The sequence below is a fragment of the Nocardia mangyaensis genome (assembly GCF_001886715.1).
GTDB classification, from domain to species: domain Bacteria; phylum Actinomycetota; class Actinomycetes; order Mycobacteriales; family Mycobacteriaceae; genus Nocardia; species Nocardia mangyaensis.
This window is the reverse complement of the sequence record NZ_CP018082.1, coordinates 6,587,752-6,607,872: the sequence shown is the minus strand read 5'-3', so window position 1 is coordinate 6,607,872 and position 20,121 is coordinate 6,587,752. Positions and strand designations below refer to the sequence as shown.

19 protein-coding genes and 4 tRNA genes are annotated in these 20,121 nt (G+C 66.1%); 17 read left to right on the top strand and 6 right to left on the bottom strand.

The features are described from left to right. Positions 1–70: 70 nt before the first annotated feature. Positions 71–511 (bottom strand): DUF3592 domain-containing protein, encoded by a 441-nt coding sequence (locus tag BOX37_RS29880; protein ID WP_084761075.1) that lies wholly within the window; start codon positions 509–511, stop codon positions 71–73. Between the two features lie 523 nt (positions 512–1,034). Between BOX37_RS29880 and BOX37_RS29875 the strand changes: the two genes are divergently transcribed. After that, positions 1,035–1,532: a DUF2505 domain-containing protein gene (locus BOX37_RS29875; RefSeq protein ID WP_071930530.1), complete on the top strand. Its 498-nt coding sequence runs from the start codon at positions 1,035–1,037 to the stop codon at positions 1,530–1,532. Positions 1,533–1,576: 44 nt separating this feature from the next. Here BOX37_RS29875 and BOX37_RS29870 read toward each other — a convergent pair whose 3' ends face one another. The 3 genes from BOX37_RS29870 to BOX37_RS29860 form a co-directional block, all read right to left on the bottom strand. Continuing rightward, positions 1,577–1,993: a VOC family protein gene (locus BOX37_RS29870; RefSeq protein ID WP_071930529.1), complete on the bottom strand. Its 417-nt coding sequence runs from the start codon at positions 1,991–1,993 to the stop codon at positions 1,577–1,579. Between the two features lie 9 nt (positions 1,994–2,002). Beyond that, positions 2,003–2,464 (bottom strand): helix-turn-helix domain-containing protein, encoded by a 462-nt coding sequence (locus BOX37_RS29865; protein ID WP_071930528.1) that lies wholly within the window; start codon positions 2,462–2,464, stop codon positions 2,003–2,005. Between the two features lie 63 nt (positions 2,465–2,527). Next, complete coding sequence (locus tag BOX37_RS29860) at positions 2,528–3,868, bottom strand: geranylgeranyl reductase family protein (RefSeq protein ID WP_240505102.1); 1,341 nt, start codon at positions 3,866–3,868, stop codon at positions 2,528–2,530. Between the two features lie 145 nt (positions 3,869–4,013). Here BOX37_RS29860 and BOX37_RS29855 point away from each other — a divergent pair, with 145 nt between their 5' ends. Beyond that, positions 4,014–5,036 carry a polyprenyl synthetase family protein gene (locus tag BOX37_RS29855; RefSeq protein ID WP_071930527.1) on the top strand — a complete coding sequence of 341 codons (1,023 nt, stop codon included), beginning with the start codon at positions 4,014–4,016 and terminating at the stop codon, positions 5,034–5,036. A 36-nt stretch (positions 5,037–5,072) separates the two neighbouring features. Next, complete coding sequence (gene htpX, locus BOX37_RS29850; RefSeq protein ID WP_071930526.1) at positions 5,073–5,933, top strand: zinc metalloprotease HtpX; 861 nt, start codon at positions 5,073–5,075, stop codon at positions 5,931–5,933. Positions 5,934–5,949: 16 nt separating this feature from the next. Here htpX and BOX37_RS29845 read toward each other — a convergent pair whose 3' ends face one another. Continuing rightward, positions 5,950–6,441 carry a YajQ family cyclic di-GMP-binding protein gene (locus tag BOX37_RS29845; RefSeq protein ID WP_071930525.1) on the bottom strand — a complete coding sequence of 164 codons (492 nt, stop codon included), beginning with the start codon at positions 6,439–6,441 and terminating at the stop codon, positions 5,950–5,952. 176 nt (positions 6,442–6,617) lie between these two features. Here BOX37_RS29845 and BOX37_RS29840 point away from each other — a divergent pair. The 10 genes from BOX37_RS29840 to rplA all read left to right on the top strand — a co-directional run bounded on the left by BOX37_RS29840 (position 6,618) and on the right by rplA (position 11,684). Further along, positions 6,618–6,700: transfer RNA gene (locus tag BOX37_RS29840), tRNA-Tyr, on the top strand. Between the two features lie 295 nt (positions 6,701–6,995). Next, positions 6,996–7,068 (top strand) — tRNA-Thr (locus BOX37_RS29835). A gap of 86 nt (positions 7,069–7,154) precedes the next feature. Then, positions 7,155–7,230: transfer RNA gene (locus tag BOX37_RS29830), tRNA-Met, on the top strand. A 36-nt stretch (positions 7,231–7,266) separates the two neighbouring features. After that, the gene (gene rpmG / locus BOX37_RS29825) at positions 7,267–7,437 is read left to right on the top strand and encodes a 50S ribosomal protein L33 (RefSeq protein WP_071930524.1); all 171 of its coding nucleotides are present in this window, start codon (positions 7,267–7,269) and stop codon (positions 7,435–7,437) included. Between the two features lie 105 nt (positions 7,438–7,542). Further along, positions 7,543–8,604, top strand: a complete 1,062-nt coding sequence (locus tag BOX37_RS29820; RefSeq protein WP_071931988.1) for a fused (3R)-hydroxyacyl-ACP dehydratase subunits HadA/HadB — start codon at positions 7,543–7,545, stop codon at positions 8,602–8,604. Positions 8,605–8,806: 202 nt separating this feature from the next. Next, positions 8,807–8,879: transfer RNA gene (locus tag BOX37_RS29815), tRNA-Trp, on the top strand. 49 nt (positions 8,880–8,928) lie between these two features. Further along, the gene (gene secE / locus BOX37_RS29810) at positions 8,929–9,297 is read left to right on the top strand and encodes a preprotein translocase subunit SecE (RefSeq protein ID WP_156910623.1); all 369 of its coding nucleotides are present in this window, start codon (positions 8,929–8,931) and stop codon (positions 9,295–9,297) included. A 110-nt stretch (positions 9,298–9,407) separates the two neighbouring features. Further along, positions 9,408–10,217 (top strand): transcription termination/antitermination protein NusG, encoded by an 810-nt coding sequence (nusG, locus tag BOX37_RS29805; RefSeq protein ID WP_071930522.1) that lies wholly within the window; start codon positions 9,408–9,410, stop codon positions 10,215–10,217. 240 nt (positions 10,218–10,457) lie between these two features. After that, entirely contained in the window at positions 10,458–10,892 is a 435-nt protein-coding gene (gene rplK, locus BOX37_RS29800; protein ID WP_071930521.1) for a 50S ribosomal protein L11, read from the top strand. Between the two features lie 78 nt (positions 10,893–10,970). Next, positions 10,971–11,684: a 50S ribosomal protein L1 gene (gene rplA, locus BOX37_RS29795; protein WP_019049396.1), complete on the top strand. Its 714-nt coding sequence runs from the start codon at positions 10,971–10,973 to the stop codon at positions 11,682–11,684. Between the two features lie 78 nt (positions 11,685–11,762). Here rplA and BOX37_RS29790 read toward each other — a convergent pair whose 3' ends face one another. Next, positions 11,763–13,373 carry an MFS transporter gene (locus BOX37_RS29790; RefSeq protein ID WP_071930520.1) on the bottom strand — a complete coding sequence of 537 codons (1,611 nt, stop codon included), beginning with the start codon at positions 13,371–13,373 and terminating at the stop codon, positions 11,763–11,765. 404 nt (positions 13,374–13,777) lie between these two features. Here BOX37_RS29790 and rplJ point away from each other — a divergent pair, with 404 nt between their 5' ends. From rplJ to rpoB, 4 genes are all read left to right on the top strand, one after another. Beyond that, the gene (gene rplJ / locus BOX37_RS29785; protein WP_071930519.1) at positions 13,778–14,323 is read left to right on the top strand and encodes a 50S ribosomal protein L10; all 546 of its coding nucleotides are present in this window, start codon (positions 13,778–13,780) and stop codon (positions 14,321–14,323) included. 63 nt (positions 14,324–14,386) lie between these two features. Next, positions 14,387–14,773, top strand: a complete 387-nt coding sequence (gene rplL, locus BOX37_RS29780) for a 50S ribosomal protein L7/L12 (RefSeq protein ID WP_071930518.1) — start codon at positions 14,387–14,389, stop codon at positions 14,771–14,773. A 239-nt stretch (positions 14,774–15,012) separates the two neighbouring features. Beyond that, on the top strand, positions 15,013–16,080 hold the full coding sequence (locus BOX37_RS29775) for an ABC transporter ATP-binding protein (RefSeq protein ID WP_206045734.1): 1,068 nt from the start codon (positions 15,013–15,015) through the stop codon (positions 16,078–16,080). Positions 16,081–16,612: 532 nt separating this feature from the next. After that, positions 16,613–20,113 (top strand): DNA-directed RNA polymerase subunit beta, encoded by a 3,501-nt coding sequence (rpoB, locus tag BOX37_RS29770; RefSeq protein WP_071930516.1) that lies wholly within the window; start codon positions 16,613–16,615, stop codon positions 20,111–20,113. The last annotated feature ends 8 nt before the right edge of the window (positions 20,114–20,121 follow it).

The following is a 20,121-nucleotide window of genomic DNA, read 5'->3' as shown; positions in this document are numbered from 1 at the left end:
TCTCAGGGTGACCCCCGCACCGCGCGACACCCCCACACCGACGTGACGGCCGAACGAACAGCAGACGAAGTTACGCCTCGCGCCGCTTGCGCCGTACCAACCACAGCGCCGGTAGCGCCAGCCCCCAGGCGACCACGATCACCGACGCCGCGGGCACGATCGCCACCCGCGCGTCCCGCCCCGCGACCCGCACCAGATCGGGATCCCGCGTGCTGTACTCCACATTGATCCGCTGCCCCACGGTCAGATTCGTCGGATACAGAATCCCGACCTTCGGATTGTGGGTCACGCTGTCCGGCGTCACATACATCACCGCCGACCGCAACCGCCCCGCCGACAGCACCTCCCCCGAGGTAACCCCCCGATGCCGCTCGATCTCGAAGTCGTTGCGCCAAGCCGCCAGCACCAAGAGCACCATCAGCACACTGACCACCGTCGCGGCACCGATCACCCCCGCCCGCACCCGCCGCAGGCGTCTGATCCGCCTGTCCGACTGGCTGATTTCCGACACGCGCCACACAGTACCGCCCGCCCCTTGCCCCGGGCCTGCGCGCTCGACCAGACCCCCGCACGGGCCGCCGCCGGCCACCGATCCCACACAGATCACTGTGCGAACACCAGCCCGCCGCCCCACCTCCGCGCGCGCTCGACCCCTTGCACCACTGCCGCCCGGCGTTGCCTGCGCCGCGACCCAGCGCCCCGAAGGGACACCCACCCGTGCACCACCCATGCCGGTCTCCACCCTGGCCCACAACGATGGAGGCGCCAGCGCCTCAACTGATCGGCCGTCTCGTGCCGCCATCCGATGTCGGTCTCTGCCGCCCAGGCCGAGAACCCGCGCGCGCCAGCGCCTCGAACTGGTGAATTGTCTTGTGTCGTCATCCGATGTAGGTCTTTGTGGTTCTCGGCCGCCTCGATCTGGACTGACCGGAGGGTGCGACGAAGGAGTGCCCGGAGGGAGGGAAGATCGAGGCCGCCCAGGCCGAGAACCCGCGCGCGCCAGCGCGCCGAAAACACTGCTAGCGTGGGCGCCCATGTCCCGCAAATTCAGCTTCACCGTGCCCTATGCAGTCCCGGTAGAAGAGCTTCACCGGGCACTCGTCGACGATGCGGTCTGGCAGGCGCGATTCGCCGCCGCCGAGACCGCGACCATCGAGCTCTCCCATCCCGACGGGCCGGGTTCGATTCGTCTCCAGATGACGGAGACCCCCGGTCAGGACAGAGTTCCCGGCCTGGTGCGCAAGGTGCTCAAGAGCGATCTGGTGCTCTCGCGCACCGACAACTGGCAGCCGTTGCAGGGCGAGGTGGCCAGGGGCGATTTCACCGGTCGCACCGGCGGGATCAACACCGAGATGTCGGGGACCTACGAGCTGCGGCCCACCGCCGAGGGCAGCGAGATCGAGGTCGTCGGCACGGTCTCGGTCAAGGTGCCGCTGGTGGGCGGTGCGATCGAGCCGCTGGCCGAGCAACTGCACCAGCGGGTGCTCAACAGCGAACGCAAGTTCATCGAAGGCTGGTTCGCGAAGCTGTAGCCCGCGGCGATGGTGCCGCCCGCCGGACCGGGCGGCACCTCGACTCAGTCGCGGTTCTCGACCAGGACCAGCCAGTTGCCCGAGTTGTCGCGGATGACGGCCTCGATGCCGTACGGGCGTTCGGCGGGCGGCTGAATGAATTCCACACCCTTGGCGGTGAGCTCCTCGTAGGTCTTCTGGCAGTCGGCAGTGCGCAGCCCGAGCGCGCCGTGGGTGCCGTCGGCCAGCGAGCGCCGGACCGCGTCGGCCATGTCCTCGGTGAGTGGTGGGCCCGGCACCATCAGGGTCACTTCGAGTTCGCGATGATCGGGGTGCGCGACGGTGACCCAGCGGAAGCCGTTGTCGCCCATGCTCACATCCGCGGTTTCCACGAAACCGAGCTTGTCGATGTACCACTGCTTGGCGGCGTCCTGATCGGTGACGTACACGGTGACCAGGGAAATGTGCGTAATCGTTGGCATGTCCCGAGGCTATGGCGTCGGGTGCTCGTCTGGCTTCTCCGAAATTGCGGTGTCGGGCCGCGCCCGGTCCGAGAGTCCGTGCATGAAGACGTAGCAGCCCGGAATGTGCGGGGCTCCGTCGGCGAACTTCGCCTGGTACTCACGCGGTGAGACCCCGACGAGCTGATGGAACTTGCCGCTGAAGGAGCCGAGGCTCGAATAGCCGACCATCATGCAGACCTCGGTCACCGTCAGGTTGGTGGCCCGCAGCAGATCCTGGGCCCGCTCGATCCGGCGCTCGGCCAGATACACCCCCGGTGTGCGGCCGTAGACGGCGGCGAACGCGCGAAGGAAGTGGTATTTGGACACCCCCGCGGCACCAGCCAACTCGTCGAGGTCGAGCGGTTCGGCGTAGTTCCGGTCGATCAGGTCGCGCGCCCTGCGCAGATGCGGCAGCAGGGCGAGCGCCGGACGGCGCCCGGACGCGCTCATGACGGGTCCTCCGGGTCGGTCACGCCCGTGCGGTTCCGGCCCTCGCCGCGCTCGCACATGCCGTCAGCTGAACGGCGGTCGTTCGTCGGCGCGGAGCGAGGCGCGGCCCGCGACCCGCCAGGCCCGCGCGGTGAGATCGAGGTCCTCGTCGGTCACCAGGTTGCCCATCACCCGAACCGCGGTGCGCTGGAGGTACTTCGACCGCATCACCGGTGGCCCACCCAGCGGTACCATCTTCGGGTGGGTGGCCAGCCCGGCGATCCGGCGGGCCACCGAGAACGTGCGGCCGTACCGCTCACGCAGCAACTGCGGCCACACCCGGCTCAGGTCGGTCTCGTCGAGTAGCCCGGTCACCATGTGCCCGCCTTCCAGGCCGTAGTCGATGCCCTCGCCGTTGAGCGGGTTCACACACCCGGCGGCATCGCCGACCAGCACCCAGTTCGGGCCCGCGATCCCGGAGACCGCGCCGCCCATCGGCAGCAGGGCCGAGGCGACCGCGCGCAGTTCGCCCTCGAGCTCCCATTCCTCGCGCCGCAGCCGGGTGTAGTGCTCGATCAGCGGTTTGAGGGCGATGTGCGAGGGTCGCCGCTCGGTGGCCAGCGAGCCGACGCCGATGTTCACCTCGCCGTTGCCGAGAGGGAAGATCCAGCCGTAGCCGGGTACCAGCTCGTCGGCGGCATTGCGCAGTTCCAGGTGCGAGGAGATCCACTGGTCGTCGCTGCGACCGGACTTGATGTAGGCGCGCGCCGCGGTGCCGTAGGCGTAGCGGCGATGCCAGGTGCGGCCGAGCTGCTTGCCCACGGGGGAGCGCACGCCATCGGCGACGACGAGCACTCGACAGCGCACCGTCTGGGTCGCCTCACCGAGCCGCACCGTCACCCCGGTGACCCGCTCACCCTCGCGCAGCACCTCGGTGACCTTGGCGTTGTCGACCATTCGCGCCCCCGATTTGATCGCGGTCTCGCGGAGTTTGTCGTCGAGTTCGGTTCGCGGAACGGCGCTCCCGTAGGTCGGGAACGACCCTGCCGGCCAGGGCAGCAGTGCCTCCCGGCCGAATCCGGCCATGCGCAGGCCGTGGTTCACGGTGTGCGCGCGTAACCATTCGCCGAGACCGAGATGTTCGAGTTCGGCGGTCGCGCGCGGGGTGAGCCCGTCACCACAGGTCTTGTCCCGCGGGAAGACGGCCGCATCGAGCAGCAGCACCTCGCGTCCGGCCCGGGCCGCCCAGGCCGCCGACGCCGAGCCCGCGGGTCCCGCGCCGACCACCAGCACCTCGACGGCGGTGGGCAGCGGCGCGCCTGCCCCCGGCGGGCCGGAGGCGGTAGCGGAGCGTGACCCCGCAGGCCCTCGAGGGCGGGCGCCATGGGCACTGCGGTCGGCGGGGGTGAGATCCGGTGAACCCATGGCTCAATACTGGCACCCCCGGCCGCTGTGCGAGAGTGTCGGGTACACCGGGAATAGTCACTGTGTGACGGTGTTCATCGGCCGTTGCGCCGGAACACGCTAGGTTGCTACCCGTCGGGGTCGGACGCATCGCTGGGAGAAGATAATGAGCACATCGGCTGTGAGCGACGAGAGCACCGTGGTTGCCGGGGTGGATCTCGTCGATCCGGAACTCGCCGTCACCGTGCGCGATGCCCTGGCCGCGGTCGAGAAACTGCTCGTCGACGAACTCTCCGACGGCGAGGAATTCCTTCAGGAAGCCGCGTTGCACCTGGCCAAGGCAGGTGGCAAGCGGTTCCGGCCGCTGTTCACCGTGCTCACCGGTCAGCTCGGCCCCAATCCCACCGACCCGGCGCTGATCACCGCGGGCACGGTGGTGGAGCTGGTGCACCTGGCGACCCTCTACCACGACGACGTGATGGACGAGGCGTCCCAGCGTCGTGGCGCGGTCAGCGTCAACGCCCGCTGGAACAACAACATCGCGATCCTGGCCGGCGACTACCTGTTCGCCCACGCCTCGCGCCTGACCTCGACGCTGGGCCCGGACGCGGTCCGCATCATCGCCGAGACCTTCGCCGAGCTGGTCACCGGCCAGATGCGGGAAACCATGGGCGCCAAGCAGTCCCAGGACCCGGTCGAGCACTACCTGCGCGTGGTCTGGGAGAAGACCGGTTCGCTCATCGCCGCCGCGGGCCGTTTCGGCGGCACCTTCTCCGGCGCCGACGACGAGCACGTCGAACGGCTGGCGCGCCTCGGCGACGCCGTCGGCACCGCCTTCCAGATCTCCGACGACATCATCGACATCTCGTCCTCGGCCGAGCAGTCCGGCAAGACCCCCGGCACCGACCTGCGCGAAGGCGTGCACACCTTGCCCGTGCTCTACGCCCTGCGCGAGTCCGGCTCCGACGGCGACCGCCTGCGCACCCTGCTCGCCCGCCCCCTGGAAACCGACGCCGAGGTCGAGGAGGCCCTGGAACTGCTGCGCCGTTCCCCCGGCATGGCCCAGGCCAAGGAAAAGCTGCAGGAATACGCCGACCTGGCCGACACCGAGCTCACCGCCCTGCCCGCGGGCCCCGCCAACGACGCCCTCACCCGCCTGGTCCGCTACACCATCGAACGAGTCGGTTAGCCGGAACTATCCCGGCTCCATCCACGTTTTCCGTTCATGCCCAATGGGATCAAAACGGCTGGTTTGATGATCGGGCTGTCGGCGCTGATCGTCGCCATCGGGGCGATGTTCCGCAGTCCGACGATTCTGATCATCTCGATCGTGCTCGCGGTCGGCATGAACGCCTACGCCTACTTCAACAGCGACAAACTGGCGTTGAAGGCGATGCACGCGCAACCGGTCAGCGAACTCGAGGCTCCGGTGATGTACCGGATCGTGCGCGAGCTCGCGACCACCGCTCGCCAGCCCATGCCGCGGCTCTACATCAGCCCGACCAACGCGCCCAACGCGTTCGCGACCGGCCGCAATCCCCGTCATGCCGCGGTCTGCTGTACCAGCGGCATCCTGCAACTGCTCGACGAGCGCGAGCTGCGCGCGGTGCTGGGCCACGAACTGTCACACGTCTACAACCGTGACATCCTGATTTCCTCGGTGGCGGGCGCGATGGCCTCGATCATCACCGGTCTGGCCAACATGGCGTTCTTCGCCAGCTCGTTCGGCAGCAGGGACAACGGACCCAACATCATCGGTGTGCTGCTGGTCTCGCTGCTCGGCCCGATCGCCGCCGGCCTGATCAAGATGGCGGTGTCACGGTCGCGTGAGTACCAAGCCGATCAATCCGGTGCCGAGCTCACCGGCGATCCGTTGGCGCTGGCCTCGGCCCTGCGCAAGATCGAACGCGGCGTGCAGGCCGCCCCACTGCCGCCGGACCCCAAGCTGACCAGCGAATCGCACCTGATGATCGCCAACCCGTTCCGCGCGGGCGACCGGGTGGCCCGTTGGTACTCCACCCACCCGCCCATGGTCGAGCGCATCAGGCGCCTGGAGGAGATGGCAGGCGGCACTCACCGCTACTGAGCGCCGCCCTGACGCCCTACCGATAATTGACGAACTGCAGCGCGATTCCGAAGTCCTCGCCCTTGAGCAGCGAGATCACGGCCTGCAGATCATCGCGCTTCTTGCTGCTCACGCGCAGCTCCTCGCCCTGGATCTGCGCCTTCACGCCTTTGGGGCCCTCGTCGCGGATCTTCTTGGAGATCTTCTTCGCCTTCTCGGTGTCGATGCCCTGCACCAGCGTGCCGGTGATCTTGAACACTTTGCCCGAGGGCTGCGCCTCGCCCGCGTCGAACGCCTTCAGTGAGATGTCGCGCCGGATCAGCTTTTCCTTGAACACCTCGAGCGCCGCCTTCACCCGCTCCTCGGCGTTGGCGGTCAGCACGATGGCCTCCTCGCCGGACCAGGCGATCGAGGCGTCGGTGCCCTTGAAGTCGTAGCGGGAGTTCAGCTCCTTCTCCGCCTGATGCAGCGCGTTGTCGACCTCCTGACGATCGACCTTGCTCACGACGTCGAATGACGAATCGGCCACACTGCGCTCCTGTCCATGAAGGTCTGGTCACTCCGGCGGCCCAGGTCTACCGGCCGCCGAGACAGTTGTACCCGCACCGGTGTTCCAGTGCTGCTCGCAGGGGGCCTGTGCAGGCGGTTTGCATTGGGGGTGTGGGTTCGTTGTAAGCTGCTCAGCGCACCGGAAACGGCGCACAAGGCAGATTGCCCGAGCGGCCAATGGGAGCAGACTGTAAATCTGTCGGTGAAAGCCTACGTAGGTTCGAATCCTACATCTGCCACATCGAACCCCGTCGATCACGAGATCGGCGGGGTTCTTTGCTTGTTCCGCCTACCCCGCGGCTTCGACGTGTCGTCCGACGGCTCGACTGTTCGCTCTCGGGCTCGCGCGGGGTCCCAGGTGGTTGGGGAGGCTACCGTGTTCCTGCGCGAATCAGGGGGTCGAGGTGGGTAGAAACATGGGCCTACCTGGCGATTTGGTGGTGTTGGCTGGTAGTGTGTAATCTCGTTCAGGACGCCGGAGCACGGGGTCGCGCTGGTCGGGTCGCCGATCAAGACTCTGTGCCACGTTGTCATGCCCCCTTAGCTCAGTCGGCAGAGCGTTTCCATGGTAAGGAAAAGGTCAACGGTTCGATTCCGTTAGGGGGCTCGCCGGATTGCCGGTGGTGACCGACTCGGCATCGCACTCGCGTTTACGCGGGGGTGGGCGCGGCATCATCGTGATAGGTCCGCCGTGGCGGTGTAGCTCAGTCGGTAGAGCAAACGACTCATAATCGTTGTGTCGCCGGTTCAAGTCCGGCCATCGCTACCAATAACGACTCAGCCCAGACCGGAAAGAAGGCAAATCGTGGCCGCGAAGTCCACCGATGTCCGGCCAAAGATCACCTTGGCCTGCGAAGAGTGCAAGCACCGTAACTACATCACCAAGAAGAACCGGCGTAACGACCCGGATCGCCTCGAGCTGAAGAAGTTCTGCCCGAACTGCTCCACTCATCGGGCGCACCGCGAGTCGCGCTGATTCTCCACCAGTTTTACCGAAGGCCGGACGAAAGTCCGGCCTTTGTGCTTTTCCGGACCGGCCGCCGTTGGTGACCTACGGGTGAGTAAGGTCCATTCTGTGACAGTGAACACCGGAACTGATGACGCGGTCTCCGCCGCAGCTGCCGAGCCCGTCGATCCCGCGGCCCACGCGGCATCCATGGTCGGCCACCACTATCGGGTCGACGACTACTACGAGGTCGGTCGCGAGAAGGTGCGCGAATACGCCCGCGCGGTGCAGGACTACCACCCGGTGCACTGGGAAGAAAACATCGCCCGCGAGTACGGCCACGACGGTCTGCTCGCGCCGCTCACCTTCATCTCCCTGGTCGGCATCCTCGCGCAGCGCAAACTGTTCGAGCAGATCGTCACCGGGTACGACCTGAGCCAGATCATGCAGACCGATCAGATCCTGGAATTCCACCGTCCGATCCGGGTCGGCGATCAACTCACCTGTGATGTGTACCTGCATTCGTTCCGGCAGGCCTTCGGGGGCGACATCATCGTCACCAAGAACATCGTCACCGCTCAGGGCGACGAACTGGTGCTCACCACGTACACCACCCTGATCGGCCGCAGTGGCGGTGACATCGATCCCAGGATGTCGGACGCGGTGCGCAACGTGCTCATGCACGGACTCGCCGAGGATGAACCCGCCCACCACGCCCCCGGCGAGATCACTCCCGATCCGGTCGCCAAGCTGCCCGAGCCGGTGCTCACCTCGCACGCGCTCGCCTTCGGCAGCGTGTCCGCCGGGGACGAACTGCCCCCCCGCGTGGTCCGCCTGACCCGGGGCGACCTGGTCAACTACGCCGGCGTGTCCGGCGACGCCAACCCGATCCACTGGAGCGATGAGATCGTCAAGCTGGTCGGTCTGGACGACGTGGTCGCACACGGCATGCTCACTATGGGTCTCGGCGGCGGATTCGTCACCTCCTGGCTGGGCGATCCCGGCGCGGTGAAGGAATACAACGTGCGATTCACCAGTCCGGTCTATGTCGCCGCCGAGGTCCCCGCCGAGCTCGAATTCACCGGTAAGGTGAAATCGGTCGACCCGGAGAACAAGACCGCCGTCGTCGCCATCACGGCGAAGTCGGCGGGAAAGAAGATCTTCGGTCGCGCCACGGCAACCGTTCAGCTGTCCTGACCTGGTCGACTGTCCCGGATTGGCGAATACGGCACGCGGTAACGTACACTCGGGACTCTGGGGTCACCGGCTGCTGCGCGCTGATCTTCCGGGGAGCGGAGCTCCCTCTGGAAGCGGCGCGCGTGTTGTGTGAGTGGCACCAGGGTTCGATAACCGAATATCGACTGTGGTTGGACGCAACGGCCTCGGCTGGTCCAACCGAAGGGGCGTAGCTCAATTGGCAGAGCAGCGGTCTCCAAAACCGCAGGTTGCAGGTTCAAGTCCTGTCGCCCCTGCCCTTAATGCCAGCGACGAGGAAGGATCGACGTGAGCGACGAGCGGGACATGCGCGCCGAAGACGGCGACGACGACACCGCCGCTGCCACTCGACCGAGCGGTAAGCGGTCCACCCGTCGTGTGCGTCCGTCGGATCCTCCGGCGGACAATGGCAATGGCGGGGTAGCCATGCTCGACCGGCCCTCGTCCCCGCGCAAGGCGGACAAGGCTGCTGGTAAGGCCACGAGCAATCCGTTCAAGCGGATTCTCAAGTTCCTGCGAGAGGTCATCGCGGAACTGCGCAAGGTGATCTGGCCCAACCGGAAACAGATGGTCACCTATACGGCCGTTGTTCTGGTGTTCGTGGTCTTCATGGTCGCGTTCATCAGCGGGATCGACGTGGTGTACGTCAAGGCTGTCGACTGGCTGTTCGGCTGATCGCCGACACCGGAAGCCGACCCCGCGCGGAGCGGTGGAGTGTGCTCCACGCACCCGGACCCGGCCCGGTCCAGAGCATGTACGTGACGACACAGGAAGCGAGTGCCTCAGTGAGCACCCCGGAGAACGACACCGACAACGAGTTCCCGGTTGACGACTCGGCCGTGGCGAAGACCGCCACCGACGAGGTCGAGGCCACCACCGAGCTCGCTGACGACGCCGCGGCCGACGAGGCAGCCGTCGTCGAGGCGCCCGCCACCGAAGAAGACCCCGACGCCGACCCGGTCGAGTCGATGAAGGCCAAGCTGCGCCGCGTCCCCGGCGACTGGTACGTCGTGCACTCCTACGCCGGCTACGAGAACAAGGTCAAGACCAACCTCGAGACCCGCGTGCAGAACCTCGGCCTCGAGGACTACATCTTCCAGGTCGAGGTGCCGACCGAAGAGGTCACCGAGATCAAGAACGGGCAGAAGAAGAACGTCAACCGCAAGGTGCTGCCCGGCTACATCCTGGTCCGGATGGAACTGAACAACGAGTCGTGGGGCGCGGTCCGCAACACCCCCGGCGTCACCGGTTTCGTCGGTATGACCGGCGGTGGCCCCGGCGCCAAGCCGACCCCACTGACCATCAACGAGGTCGTGAAGTTCCTGGTCCCGGCCGGTGCGCAGGCGCAGAAGAAGGCCGCCGCTGCCGCGGCTTCGTCCGGTTCGGATGCCGGCGCCGCCGCTACGGGCAAGCCGGTCATCGAGGTCGACTTCGAGGTCGGCGAGTCGGTCACCGTCATGGACGGCCCGTTCGCGACGCTGCCCGCCAGCATCAGTGAGGTCAACGCCGAGCAGCAGAAGCTCAAGGTGCTCGTCTCGATCTTCGGTCGCGAGACCCCGGTCGAGCTGAACTTCACCCAGGTCTCCAAGATCTAGCTCGAAACCAGCTTCGCAACGGCACCGCTTCGGCGGTGCCGTTGTCGTTGCGCGACCCTCCCCGCCCGCGGCCTCCGCGCCGCGGTTCGGTAGAGTGTGACAGTTCGTGTGTAGACCCGCTCCAGGCGTTTTCCGCCCGGTGTGACGGTCGTGCGCGGATGCCGGGCTTGGACCCGGCGTGGGAGCGATCCCGCAACAGGCTTACGGCAACCGTAAGGAACCGAAACCCAAGGAAGAAAGATGCCCCCCAAGAAGAAGAAGCTCGCCGGGATCATCAAGCTGCAGATCCAGGCCGGCGCCGCGAACCCGGCCCCTCCGGTCGGTCCCGCGCTCGGTCAGCACGGCGTCAACATCATGGAGTTCTGCAAGGCGTACAACGCCGCGACCGAGTCGCAGCGTGGCAACGTCATCCCGGTCGAGATCTCGGTGTACGAGGACCGGACGTTCGACTTCAAGCTGAAGACCCCGCCCGCCGCCAAGCTGCTGCTCAAGGCCGCCGGTGTGCAGAAGGGCTCGGCCGAGCCGCACAAGACCAAGGTCGCCAAGGTCACCATGGACCAGGTCCGGGAGATCGCCAAGACCAAGGCCGAGGATCTCAACGCCACCGATATCGATCAGGCCGCGAAGATCATCGCCGGAACCGCCCGTTCGATGGGTATCACCGTCGAGGGTTGAGCGAACCTCGCTCCAGGTGGGAGGGCCGGCCAGGCCCGGAAACCACATCTGAACTCAGAAACTTAAGGACAGAGAAACATGGCAAAGCGAAGCAAGGCGTATCTCGCCGCTGCTGAGAAGGTCGATCGCGACAAGCTGTACTCCCCGCTGAGCGCCGCGCGCCTGGCCAAGGAGACCGCCACCACCAAGACCGACGCGACCGTCGAGGTCGCCGTTCGTCTCGGCGTGGATCCCCGTAAGGCCGACCAGATGGTCCGCGGCACCGTCAACCTGCCGCACGGCACCGGTAAGACCGCTCGCGTCATCGTGTTCGCCGCGGGCGAGAAGGCCGCTGAGGCCGAGGCCGCCGGTGCCGACGCCGTGGGCGCCGAGGACCTGATCGAGCGGATCCAGGGCGGCTGGCTCGACTTCGACGCCGCGATCGCCACCCCGGACCAGATGGCCAAGGTCGGCCGCATCGCGCGTGTCCTCGGCCCGCGTGGCCTGATGCCGAACCCGAAGACGGGCACGGTCACCAACGATGTGACCAAGGCCGTCAACGACATCAAGGGCGGCAAGATCAACTTCCGCGTCGACAAGCAGGCCAACCTGCACTTCGTCATCGGCAAGGCGTCCTTCGACGACGCCAAGCTGGTGGAGAACTACGGCGCCGCGCTGGACGAGATCCTGCGTGTGAAGCCGTCGACCGCCAAGGGTCGCTACGTCAAGAAGATCACGGTTTCGACGAACACCGGACCGGGCATCCCGGTGGACCCGAACCGCACCCGCAACCTCCTCGACGAGGATGCGTGAGCTTCGGCTGACCGCTAGCTCCTGAGCAACCACGAGGGTGGGAACGCACTGCGTTCCCACCCTCGCGGCGTTTCCTGGCTAGTCGTGGTCGTCGTCGGTCTTGCGCCAGCCGAGCAGGACGGATTCGCCCTGCTGTGGTTTCCACGGCAGGAAGATCGCCACGATCACCGCGCAGACGATCACCGCGCCCGCGCCGACCATCGAGGCGGTGTGCGCGCCCTGCAGCGTCGCCGTCTTCATGGCGACGATCAGGTTCTCGCGCTGGGTCTCGAAGAAGGGCGCGAGTTCGCGTTTGCGTAGTTCCAGCACGCTGAGCGGGCTGGCCTTGACCAGGCTCTTCTCGTTGTCGTTCATGATGCCCAGCGGGATCGCGTCGACCCGGTCGGCGATCCTGCTGGTGTAGTAGGAGGCCACGATCGAGCCGAGTATCGCGACGCCGAGGGTGCCGCCGACCTCGCGGGTGGTGTCGTTGACGGCCGAACCCGCGCCCGCCTCGTTCAGTGGCAGCGAGGACATGATCGATTCGGTCGCCGGACCCTGCACGATGCCGAGTCCCAGTGCCATGAACACCATCGCGGGCAGCACGCCGAGCACATAGGTGCTGTCCACGGTGACCTGTCCGCCCAGGTAGAGCCCGAGGCCGATGAGCAGCAGGCCGGTCACCAGGACCGCCGTCGTGCCGACACGCTGCGCGAGCAGGGTGGCCACCGGCGCGCCGATCGCCACCGAGAAAGCGAACGGCAGTGAGGCGATGCCGAATTCGAGTGGGGTGTATTCGCGCACCCCTTGGAAATACTGGGTGATCAGGAACAGGAATCCGAACATCGAGAAGTAGCCGATCGCGATGGCCAAGGCGGGCAGCGAGAATCGGCGATTGCGGAACAGGCGCATATCGAGAATCGGTGCGGCGGTACGCAATTCCCATGTCACGAACCCGGCCAGCAGGGCCATGCCGAGCAGCAGGGTGCACAGGGTGGTGAGCGAGAGCCAGCCGTTGTGCGGTGCCTCGATGATCGCCCAGACCACCAGCGTGATGCCCGCGATCGAGAGTCCGATGCCGACCAGATCGAGCTTGCCGGCCTGTGTGGCCCGTGATTCGGGGACCCACAGCAGCGTGGCGACCAGCGCGACCAGCGCCACCGGCACATTGATCCAGAACACCGAATGCCAGCTGAAGTGTTCGAGCAGCCAGCCACCCGAGATCGGACCGATGGCGATGGCGAAGCCCGCCATGGCGGTCCAGGCGGCGATGGCGAACGCGCGTTCGCGCCGGTCGGTGAAGATGTTGATGATCAGGGCCAGGGTGGCCGGGAAGACGGCGGCGGCGAAGACACCCATGGCGGCGCGGGCCGCGATGACCTGCGTCATCGAGTCGGCGAGCGCGCCACCGACCGACATCACCGCGATGCCGATCAGGCCGACGATCATGATCCGGCGGCGGCCGTAGCGGTCGCCGAGGTTGCCCGCCGCGAGCAACAGTCCGGCGAAGGTGAGGGTGTAGGCGTCGACGACCCACTGCAGGCCGGAGACCCCGGTCTGCAGTTGGACGCCGATCGAGGGCAGGGCCACGTTGACGATGGTGTTGTCGAGCACCACCAGCAGTTCGGCCAGGCAGATGACGAGGAGAGCGACGATTCGCTGTGGACGCCGGTCCAGCAGCACTGGTGGAGCGACTATGGAGGTTGCCATAGTTGAGGAGTGAACCAGGTTACTGTCACCGGATGTAACACCTTTCTGGTGAGATTGCTGCCACTCATTTCATGAAAAGTGATCCAGCGCACAGCAATTTCGGGCGAACCGGGCGCTGCCCGAGGCGTTTTGGCAGATGGGGGTACGTGCAGGTACAGTGAACTCCGGTCATCGACTCGTTCGATGACTACCCATTCGTTCTACCGAAGACCGTTGGTCGTCGATGCCGCTCGCGCGGTGTCGATCGAAGGTCCGGCGACATTGCCGGCGGCCCACGCAGGGAGAGCTGAGGCCGAAGTAGTTTCGCGCCCCGGTACGCCTTGCGTCCGGGGCGTTAGTTTTGTCGCCGGCCCCTGAATTCGGTAGTGCGCGTTCACGAACCGACATCAGAGAGGAGGCGAAGTATGGCGAAGCCTGAAAAGGTCACCGCTGTCGCGGAGATCGCGGAGCAGTTCAAGAACTCCACGGCCACTGTTGTCACGGAATACCGTGGCCTGTCGGTCGGCAAGCTCACCGAGCTGCGTCGCGCGCTCGGCGCGGACGCTACGTACTCCGTCGCCAAGAACACCCTGGTCAAGCTCGCTGCAGGCGAAGCCGGTGTCGCGGGCCTCGACGACCTGTTCGTCGGGCCGACCGCGATCACCTTCATCCAGGGTGAGCCGGTCGACGCGGCCAAGGCGCTCAAGCAGTTCGCCAAGGAGAACAAGGCCCTTGTGATCAAGGGTGGGTACATGGACGGCAAAGCGCTGTCCGTGTCCGAGGTCGAGCGCATTGCCGACCTCGACTCCCGCGAGGTGCTGCTGGCCAAGCTGGCCGGCGCGTTCAAGGCGAAGCCCGCGCAGGCCGCAGGCCTGTTCAACGCCCCCGCTTCCCAGGTCGCCCGGCTCGCCGCGGCCCTGCTGGAGAAGCGTCAGGGCGAGGCTGCCGCCGCCCCGGCCGACGCCGAATAAGACCACCAATACCCGCCTCGTGACGCGCATGCGGCGCGAGGTACACCATCGGAAGGAAACATCATGGCCAAGCTGAGCACCGAAGAACTGATCGGCGCCTTCAAGGAGCTGACCCTGCTCGAGCTCGCCGAGTTCGTCAAGGTCTTCGAGGAGACCTTCGAGGTCACCGCCGCTGCCCCCGTCGCCGTCGCCGCCGCGGGTGCTGCCCCGGCCGCCGCCGACGCCGCCGAGGAGCAGGACGAGTTCGACGTCATCCTCGAGGGTGCGGGCGACAAGAAGATCCAGGTCATCAAGGTGGTCCGTGAGATCGTCTCGGGCCTGGGCCTGAAGGAAGCCAAGGACCTGGTCGAGGGCGCCCCGAAGCCGATCCTGGAGAAGGTCGCCAAGGATGCCGCCGAGGCTGCCAAGGCGAAGCTGGAAGAGGCCGGCGCCAAGGTCTCGGTCAAGTAATTCAGCGTTTAGCGGTGACAACGGGCGGTCCTTTCGGGGGCCGCCCGTTTGTTATTTGTCCGAACATGCGATGGTGATACGCGCTGTATCAATCGGCTGGGTTACTCTTCAGTCATATGAGGGTGTGCCCCGTCTCACTGATGGGATACAGTGACCGGACCCACAGTGTCGTGACGCACCGCCGTGATGTGAGCGCGCGGTCAGCGGGTGGGGTGCTCGCAGGATCAATGGAGGTAGGCGTGGGCGTCGAGGTCAGGACCGAGGGTGTAACAAAGTCCTTCGGTTCACAGCGAATTTGGCAGGACGTGTCGATCACGCTCCCTTCGGGCGAGGTGAGCGCACTGCTCGGTCCCTCCGGTACGGGTAAGTCGGTGTTCCTGAAGTCGCTCATCGGCCTGCTCCGGCCCGAGCGCGGCTCCATCTTCATCGATGGCACCGATATCACCACCTGCTCCAACAAGGAGCTCTACGAGATCCGCAAGCTGTTCGGCGTGCTCTTCCAGGACGGCGCGCTGTTCGGCTCCATGAATTTGTACGACAACATCGCGTTCCCGCTTCGTGAGCACACGAAGAAGACGGAATCCGAGATCAAGCGCGTCGTGATGGAGAAGCTCGAGCTGACCGGTCTGCTCGGCGCCGAGAACAAGCTGCCCGGCGAGATCTCCGGCGGTATGCGCAAGCGTGCCGGTCTGGCCCGTGCGCTGGTCCTCGACCCGCAGATCATCCTCGTCGACGAGCCCGACTCGGGCCTGGACCCGGTGCGTACCTCGTACCTGGCCCAGCTGCTGCTCAACATCAACGCGCAGATCGACGCGACGATCCTGATCGTGACGCACAACATCAACCTGGCTCGTACCGTGCCGGACAACATCGGCATGCTCTTCCGGCGCAACCTGGTGATGTTCGGCCCGCGCGAGGTGCTGCTCACCAGCGAGGAGCCGGTGGTCAAGCAGTTCCTCAACGGTCGCATGATCGGCCCGATCGGCATGTCGGAGGAGAAGGACGAGGCGCAGATGGCGCGCGAGCAGGCGCTCGTCGACGCCGGTCACCACCACGGTGGCGCCGAGGAGATCGACGGCATCATCCCGCAGATGAAGGCCGAGCCCGGTATGCCGGTTCGCCAGGCGGTGTTCCGTCGCCAGGCGCGGGTGCGCGAGATCATGCACACCCTGCCGCACGCGGCCCAGTCCGCGATCCGCGAGTCGCTCGATCAGTCCGACGACACCCAGGTGATGGCGGCCTACGGCGCCGACGCGCCCACCGAGACCTTCAGCAAGACGATTCCGCACGGCCAGATCAACGGCTGACGCCCTTCCCGCTCCGCAGAGCCCCGGCCTCCGGTCGGGGCTCTGTTGCGTCCTGGCCGCGGCGAAAACAGGCTCTGACCGGCTGTTCCGTGGGTTGGCGCGCACGGCGTGTCGCGGGTAAAATGACCGCCGTCCTGGCCGGGGATGCCCAGCGCGCCAGGCGATCTCACTTGGCGGGCAGTCGACGCCGCGCCACTTGACGAGGCGCGCGCGAACCGTCACCCTATTCACAGCAGTCAGCTGTCACAGGGGCTCCAGCGCCCGAGAAACACCCGACGCAGCCAGCGTCACGGGTCTTCGGCGAGTTGCCGTGCGAGCAGTCGCACGGATGGTATGTTGACACTCCCTTGTCTTGGGGTGTAAGTTTGGACGTTGCGCTGGCTGCCTCCTGTCCACACCTTGATTCGCACTCGTGAGTTCCACCTTCCGGTGTTACTTCCGTTGCTGCCTGTTCGGGTTTCGTTCGGGTTGTAACCAGCGGAATTCGTAGCAGACAAGCGACGGTCGCGGACCACCACGCGACGCGCGTGAGGTGCTGGAAGGACGCATCTTGGCAGTCTCCACCCAGACCAAGGCTGGAATCCCCGGAGCCCCGTTGAGGGTTTCGTTCGCGAAGATCCGAGAGCCCTTGGAGGTGCCCGGACTTCTCGACCTACAAACGGACTCGTTCGCCTGGTTGGTCGGTACTCCCGACTGGCGTGAGAAGGCGGCCGCACGCGGCGACGTCGGTCTCGCAGGCGGCCTCGAGGAGGTGCTCGAGGAGCTCTCGCCCATCGAGGACTTCTCCGGGTCGATGTCCCTGTCGTTCTCCGATCCACGCTTCGAAGAGGTCAAGGCCTCCATCGATGAGTGCAAAGAGAAGGACATGACCTACGCGGCGCCCCTGTTCGTCACCGCGGAGTTCATCAACAACAACACCGGCGAGATCAAGAGCCAGACGGTCTTCATGGGTGATTTCCCGATGATGACCGACAAGGGCACCTTCATCATCAACGGCACCGAGCGTGTCGTCGTCTCGCAGCTGGTGCGTTCCCCCGGTGTCTACTTCGATCACAGCATCGACAAGGGCACCGAGAAGGACCTGCACAGCGTGCGCGTGATTCCCTCGCGCGGCGCGTGGCTGGAGTTCGACGTCGACAAGCGCGACACCGTGGGTGTCCGGATCGACCGCAAGCGGCGTCAGCCGGTCACCGTGCTGCTCAAGGCGCTGGGCTGGTCGACCGAGGAGATCGTCGAGCGTTTCGGCTTCTCCGAGATCATGATGTCCACCCTGGAGAAGGACAGCACGCCCGGCCAGGACGAGGCGCTGCTCGACATCTACCGCAAGCTGCGCCCGGGCGAGCCGCCGACCAAGGAGTCCGCGCAGACCCTGCTGGAGAACCTGTTCTTCAAGGAGAAGCGCTACGACCTGGCGCGCGTCGGTCGTTACAAGATCAACAAGAAGCTCGGCATCCACGTGCACGAGCCGGTGACCTCCTCGGTGCTCACCAAGGAAGACATCGTCACCACCATCGAGTACCTGGTGCGTCTGCACGCCGGTGACCGCTCGATGACCGCCCCCGGTGGCGAAGAGGTCCCCGTCGAGATCGACGACATCGACCACTTCGGCAACCGTCGGCTGCGCACCGTCGGCGAGCTGATCCAGAATCAGATCCGGGTCGGCCTGTCCCGCATGGAGCGTGTGGTGCGCGAGCGGATGACGACTCAGGACGTCGAGGCGATCACGCCGCAGACCCTGATCAACATCCGTCCCGTCGTGGCCGCGATCAAGGAGTTCTTCGGAACCTCGCAGCTGTCGCAGTTCATGGACCAGAACAACCCGCTCTCGGGTCTGACCCACAAGCGCCGCTTGTCGGCGCTGGGCCCGGGTGGTCTGTCCCGTGAGCGTGCCGGTCTGGAAGTTCGTGACGTCCACCCGTCGCACTACGGCCGCATGTGCCCGATCGAGACCCCGGAAGGCCCGAACATCGGCCTGATCGGTTCGCTGTCGGTGTACGCGCGGGTCAACCCGTTCGGCTTCATCGAGACCCCGTACCGCCGGGTCATCGACGGCAAGGTGACCGACGAGGTCAAGTACCTGACCGCCGACGAGGAAGACCGCTACGTTCGCGCGCAGGCCAACTCCCCGGTCGACGCCGAGGGGCGCTTCCTCGAGGAGAAGGTCCTCGTCCGCCGTGCGGGCGAAGAGGTCGAGTTCGTGACGCCGGCTCAGGTCGACTTCATGGACATCTCGCCGCGCCAGATGGTGTCGGTCGCGACGGCCATGATCCCGTTCCTCGAGCACGACGACGCCAACCGTGCCCTGATGGGCGCGAACATGCAGCGCCAGGCCGTGCCGCTGATCCGTTCCGAGGCCCCCATCGTGGGCACCGGCATGGAGCTGCGCGCCGCGGTCGACGCAGGCGATGTCGTGGTGAACGAGAAGCCGGGTGTGGTCGAGGAGGTCTCGGCCGACTACGTCACCGTGATGGCCGACGACGGCAGCCGCAAGTCCTACCGGATGCGCAAGTTCAACCGCTCCAACCAGGGCACCTGCTCCAACCAGCGTCCGATCGTGGACGAGGGTCAGCGGGTGGAGTCGGGCCAGGTCCTGGCCGACGGCCCCTGCACCGAGAACGGTGAGATGGCGCTGGGCAAGAACCTGCTCGTCGCGATCATGCCGTGGGAAGGTCACAACTACGAGGACGCGATCATCCTGTCGCAGCGCCTCGTGGAAGAGGACGTGCTCACCTCGATCCACATCGAAGAGCACGAGATCGACGCCCGCGACACCAAGCTGGGCGCCGAGGAGATCACCCGGGACATCCCGAACGTCTCCGACGAGGTGCTGGCCGACCTGGACGAGCGCGGCATCATCCGCATCGGTGCCGAGGTCCGCGACGGCGACATCCTGGTCGGCAAGGTCACCCCGAAGGGCGAGACCGAGCTGACCCCGGAAGAGCGCCTGCTGCGTGCCATCTTCGGTGAGAAGGCGCGCGAAGTGCGCGACACCTCGCTGAAGGTGCCCCACGGTGAGTCCGGCAAGGTCATCGGCATCCGCGTGTTCTCGCGCGAGGACGACGACGATCTGCCTCCCGGTGTCAACGAACTGGTCCGCGTCTACGTGGCCCAGAAGCGCAAGATCCAGGACGGCGACAAGCTCGCCGGTCGTCACGGCAACAAGGGCGTCATCGGCAAGATCCTCCCCATCGAGGACATGCCGTTCATGCCCGACGGCACCCCGGTCGACATCATCCTGAACACCCACGGTGTGCCTCGTCGTATGAACATCGGCCAGATCCTGGAAACCCATCTCGGGTGGATCGGCAAGGCCGGGTGGAACATCGAGGTGGCCGCCGACGGCAGCCGTCCCGACTGGGCGGCCTCGCTGCCCGAGCAGATGCTCGGTGCTCCGGCCGACTCCAACATCGCGACCCCGGTGTTCGACGGTGCCAAGGACGACGAGCTGACCGGTCTGCTCGGTTCGACCCTGCCCAACCGCGATGGTGAGCGCATGGTCAACTCCGACGGCAAGTCGACGCTGTTCGACGGTCGTTCCGGCGAGCCGTTCCCGTACCCGGTCGCGGTCGGTTACATGTACATCCTGAAGCTGCACCACCTGGTCGACGACAAGATCCACGCCCGTTCGACCGGCCCGTACTCGATGATCACCCAGCAGCCGCTGGGTGGTAAGGCGCAGTTCGGTGGTCAGCGTTTCGGTGAGATGGAGTGCTGGGCCATGCAGGCCTACGGCGCGGCGTACACGCTGCAGGAACTCCTGACCATCAAGTCCGACGACGTGGTGGGCCGCGTGAAGGTCTACGAGGCGATCGTCAAGGGCGAGAACATTCCGGAGCCGGGCATTCCGGAGTCGTTCAAGGTGCTCCTCAAGGAACTCCAGTCGCTGTGCCTCAACGTGGAGGTCCTGTCCTCGGACGGCGCCGCGATCGAGATGCGTGACGGTGACGACGAGGATCTGGAGCGCGCCGCGGCGAACCTGGGCATCAACCTGTCCAGGAACGAAGCGGCCACCGTCGACGATTTGGCGAACTAGGTGGTAAG